Origin of the sequence: Methanobrevibacter sp. (assembly GCF_036307625.1) — an archaeon.
In the GTDB taxonomy this organism is placed as follows: domain Archaea; phylum Methanobacteriota; class Methanobacteria; order Methanobacteriales; family Methanobacteriaceae; genus Methanocatella.
Window position 1 is genome coordinate 1 of record NZ_JAXJXF010000059.1, and the last position, 5013, is coordinate 5013.

At 34.5% G+C, this 5013-nt stretch carries 6 protein-coding genes; 5 read left to right on the top strand and 1 reads right to left on the bottom strand.

Annotation, left to right across the window (positions count from 1 at the left end):
• The 5 genes from UIB65_RS03435 to cca all read left to right on the top strand — a co-directional run.
• The coding region (locus UIB65_RS03435; RefSeq protein ID WP_330039728.1) for a PadR family transcriptional regulator at positions 1 to 395 on the top strand (395 nt) is incomplete at its 5' end.
• A 218-nt stretch (positions 396 to 613) separates the two neighbouring features.
• Positions 614 to 1408 (top strand): 2-amino-3,7-dideoxy-D-threo-hept-6-ulosonate synthase, encoded by a 795-nt coding sequence (locus tag UIB65_RS03440; protein WP_330039729.1) that lies wholly within the window; start codon positions 614 to 616, stop codon positions 1406 to 1408.
• A 9-nt stretch (positions 1409 to 1417) separates the two neighbouring features.
• Positions 1418 to 2548 (top strand): 3-dehydroquinate synthase II, encoded by a 1131-nt coding sequence (locus UIB65_RS03445; RefSeq protein WP_330039730.1) that lies wholly within the window; start codon positions 1418 to 1420, stop codon positions 2546 to 2548.
• A 9-nt stretch (positions 2549 to 2557) separates the two neighbouring features.
• Positions 2558 to 3115: an RNA 2',3'-cyclic phosphodiesterase gene (gene thpR, locus UIB65_RS03450; protein ID WP_330039731.1), complete on the top strand. Its 558-nt coding sequence runs from the start codon at positions 2558 to 2560 to the stop codon at positions 3113 to 3115.
• A gap of 4 nt (positions 3116 to 3119) precedes the next feature.
• Positions 3120 to 4472: a CCA tRNA nucleotidyltransferase gene (cca, locus tag UIB65_RS03455; protein WP_330039732.1), complete on the top strand. Its 1353-nt coding sequence runs from the start codon at positions 3120 to 3122 to the stop codon at positions 4470 to 4472.
• Between the two features lie 33 nt (positions 4473 to 4505).
• Here cca and UIB65_RS03460 read toward each other — a convergent pair.
• Positions 4506 to 5013, bottom strand: a 508-nt coding sequence (locus UIB65_RS03460; protein ID WP_330039733.1) for an SNF2-related protein, incomplete at its 5' end; no start/stop codon positions are given.

The following is a 5013-nucleotide window of genomic DNA, read 5'->3' on the forward strand; positions in this document are numbered from 1 at the left end:
AAAATAGTGAATATTCTGAGTTTATTAAGAAAGACAAGATTGTCAAACATACTGTTAATGGAATTTCTCGTTTTTTAATTTTATGGATTATAAAACATTATGGTCCGATTCATGGATACAATATTTCAAAGGAATTTTCAGATATTTTTGAAATTTTAATTATTTCAGGTAATTTAAAAAAGTCCAATCCCAGTAAGATGTATCCTATTTTAAAGGATATGGAAGATAATAGTCTAATTGCTGGTGAAGATGTTTTTAAGGATAATAAGAAAGTGAAATTTTATGAAATCACTGAATACGGTGAATTTTTGCTGGACCATGTCTGTAAAAATTTCAATGATATACGTAAAAGTCCTAAAGGGTCATTATTTTTTGATGATTTTTTAAATCTTTAATTTTTTTAGCATATCCTGTATATGTTTTATTATTTTAATCAATGAATTTCTATATGATTATTTCATAAGTTTAGATTTATGTTTATCATATATTCTAATTTTTTTATCATTTTTCAGAATTAATATAGTATTCTTTACATAGTTGTCTAGATTTGTACAATTAATATTATATATGTTAATTAAGAAAAATATAATTCATAACTTAATGATGAGGTAATATGATGATAGGTAAAAAGATTCGTTTAGAAAGAATCATTAACAGAAATACTAAAAGAACTGTAATAGCACCAATGGACCATGGTGTATCCAGCGGACCAATTCCAGGAATCATCGACATGGATGAAACTGTAGAAAGCATATCTCAGGGTGGAGCTGATGCAATATTGATGCATAAAGGTATAGTACAACAAGGGCACCGTGGTTACGGTGAGGACATAGGTCTTATTGTACACCTTTCTGCAAGTACCTCTCTTGCACCTGATCCAAACGATAAGGTAATCGTAACAAGTGTGGAAAAAGCTATTCAGCTTGGAGCGGATGCAGTATCTATTCATGTAAACTTAGGTTCTGAAACAGAAAGCCAAATGTTGCAGGAATTGGGTGAAATCGCTGAAACATGTGACTACTGGGGAATGCCTTTGCTTGCAATGATGTACCCGCGTGGACAAAAGGTTGAAAATGAGCATGATGTTGAATTTGTAAAACATGCAGCACGTGTAGGTTCAGAACTTGGAGTGGACATTGTCAAAACCAATTATACTGGAGATCCTGATTCCTTTAAAGAGGTTGTCGAAGGAGCAATCGTACCGGTTGTTATCGCAGGCGGTCCAAAAGTGGAAACTGATGAGGAATTACTGCAGATGGTTAAGGATTCTCTTGAAGTTGGCGGTGCTGGAGTTGCATTCGGACGTAACTTGTTCCAGGCTGAAAACCCTGGCAAAATTACAAGGGCTATTGCAGAAGTAGTTCATCATGACCTTGAAGTTGATGAAGCTTTAAAATTCTTGAAATAAGGTGATTGCATGCAAAACAAATTCGCTTGGATAAGCACTCCTGATGAATTGTGGGATGACAAAAAGGAAATGATAACTACTGCACTTGAATCAGGAATTGACCATGTTCTTGATTTAGATGATATAGAACAAATCAGAAAACTTGGTAATGTAAAGATAATTGCAAATTCTGACGATGCAGATATCTATTTGGTAGGCATCAACGGTGAAGGTGACGGATTTGTAGAGTTGAAAGACAACTTCACTGATTCAGTAGACATTGCTAATGCTAAAAAGGCAAAAAGCGAAGGAAAAAGTGTATGCGCATATATAAAAATAATAGATAAGGCTCATGAACAATTGGCTGTAAAATTGGGTTCAATTGTTGACTATATTATTCTTGTCGGAACCGACTGGACAATCATTCCTCTTGAAAACATCATTGCGGACTTGCAAAAGGTAGATGTAAATATCATTGCTGCAGTACAGGACCTTGACGGTGCACGTGTAGCACTTGAAACATTAGAACATGGTACTGATGGTGTAATATTTGAAGCTAATGACTTCAATAAAACCAAAAAAATAGCTGAAGAAGTTGTTAAAGCTTCTCAAATAAAGTATGAATTGAAAGTGGCTACCGTAACCAATGTAAAACCATTGGGCTCAGGAGACAGGGTTTGCGTTGATACAACAGACATGATGAAACCGGGTGAAGGAATGCTGATAGGTTCATATTCAAAATCCATGTTTTTGGTTCACTCAGAATCATTGGAAAGTGAATATGTTGCTTCACGTCCATTCAGAGTGAATGCAGGACCTGTTCAGGCTTACGTGATGGTTCCGGGAAATAAGACAAGATATCTCTCAGAACTTGTTGCCGGAGATGAGGTGTTGATTGTAAACACCAAAGGTGAGACAAGAACAGCATATGTCGGAAGAAGTAAGATTGAAAGAAGGCCATTGATATTGATTGAAGCCGAATACGAAGGTCAAACCATACGAACTCTGCTTCAAAATGCTGAAACAATCAGGATTGTTGATGAAAACGATGAACCTTTATCTGTAGCTGATGTAAAAGCGGGCGACAAAGTAAAAGTTTACATTGAAAGCAGTGCTCGCCACTTCGGTATAGCTATTGATGAAACAATTATAGAACAATGAGGAGATTTAATGCCTGAAATCAGAGCTTTTCTTGCAATTGATTTGGATGATGATTTAAAACCCAAAATCAATAGAATTATTAAGGATTTCAAAAAGACAGATGCAAATGTCAAGTATGTGGACTTGATGAACCTTCATTTGACTTTAAAGTTTTTCGGAGATATTGATGTGGAGGGCATAGATTTGCTTTCAGAGAAAATATCAAATGTGGGGTCTGAGTTCAATCCATTCAACATTAAAATCAAGGGTTGCGGCGCATTTCCAAATGAAAATCACATCAAGGTCATTTGGATTGGAATCGAAGAGGACGGAACCTTAAAGGACTTGCATGATAAATTGGATGTTGAATTCAAAAAACTTGGATTTGAGGCAGATAAAAGATTCTCATCTCATTTGACTATTGGCCGAATGAAATCAGCTAAAAACAAAAAAGAAGTCAAGTCTCAAATAGAAACTTTAAGTGATGTTGAAATTGGTGAGATGTGCGTTGATAGGATTATTCTTAAAAAATCCACTTTAAAGCCATCCGGACCAATTTATGATGATATAAATATATTTGAATTGTGATTACATGGATTATGAAGCTATTTTAAAAGATATCAAACCTACTGAAGATGAAAAAAATCATATTGATGAAGTATCCTCTTCCATAATGAACTTTCTGCAGGATATGTGTGGCAGCAATGATATTGATGCCCAAGTCAATCTGGTAGGTTCCGTTGCCAAAAACACTGCACTTAAGGGAAAGTCAGACATTGATATCTTCATAGCATTTCCATTGGATACTGATAAAAAAGATTTAAAGGATTATGGTCTTAAATTGGCTCATGCGTGCTGTGATGAGTTTGACGGTATTCCTGAGCATCACTTCGCATCACATCCATATGTCACAACCCATATTAAAGGATGTGAAGTTGATATCGTGCCCTGCTATGCTATCGAAGATGGAAGTCAACTCAAATCGGCGGTTGACAGAACAATTCTTCATACAAGATATGTCAAAGAAAAGTTAAACGAAGGGCAGGACGATGAAATTTTGCTCCTAAAACGTTTCATGGCAATGACCGGAACTTATGGATCTGAGTTTAAGGTAGGTGGATTTGCAGGATATCTGTGTGAACTGCTTATTATTCATTATGGGAATTTCGAAAATACACTAAAAGCCGCCATCAACTGGAAATTTGGAGAAATAATAGACCTTGAAGAATATGGAACATCCGGTCAATTCAACGATCCTTTGATTGTAATTGACCCTACAGATGAAAATAGGAATGTCGGTGCTGCATTAAGGCTGGATAAGATGGCTGAATTCATACAGTCCGCACGAAATTACATATCCTCTGACAATAAGGAAGACTATTTTTACCCTCTCAAACGCAATTTGAATAAGGATGATATCCTAAATGAATTCAAATCAAGAAACAGCGATTTGATTGCATTGAGATTTGACATTCCTGACATGCCGTTGGACACCCTTCATCCGCAGCTTAAAAAGACCTGCGAAGCTCTTGAAAGGAAATTGAACGATGAAGAGTTCAATGTATTTAAAGCAGATTACTGGAGTGATGAGATAATAAATGGAGTTATTTTGCTTGAAATGGCTTCATCAAAACTAAATGATATAACTGTTAATGTAGGACCTAAGGTTTTCATAAACAATGCCTGTGAAAATTTCGTCAAAAAATATGGTCGCCAGAACTGCTATGTTCAGGGTGACTTTTTGGTTCACTCTCAAAAAAGGGAATTCAACAATGCAGTTGATTTGATTTCTCATATATTCACAAAGGAAAATATTGGTCTTATTAAAGTTGGAAAAAACCTTAAAAAGAATTTAATCAATACTTATGAATTTATCGATGTTGAAGACATTGATTTGGAATTTTTGGATGACTTTTTAAATCCGGGTCAGTATATTGTAAGGTGATTTTAAAATATTAGGAATATTATTGGATGATTATTATAACTTTTTAACTTCTGAAATACTTAATCCTGTCAGGTTTGAAATTTCTAAATCAGTATGCACTTTTTTTAAATTTTTTGCAACTTCTTTTATTCCTTCTTTTCTACCTTCTTTTCTAGCTTCTTCTTTTTCAAGATGTTCCCATTTTCTGTTAACTTCTTCAAAAACTTGCCTGAATAATGCTTCTGTTTCGGGTTTCATTTTAATCTCCTTTTCCAATTCATTTTGTTTATCTTCATCTTCATCTTTCACAATTGGTTTTTCAAAGTTTTCTAAGAAGTATGAATAGTTATATAAATAATGTGGCATTAAGAAGTCAAAAATTGACCACATTTCAGCAAGTGAGTTTTCAATAGGTGTTCCAGTTAATGCAAAACGTTGTTTTGATTTTAACTGTTTAACACATAATGCATTTCTTGTTTTTGGATTCTTGATGTATTGTGCTTCATCAAGAATGACTGTATGGAACTCTTTTGTCTCATAAAGTTCAATATCTCTACGTAAG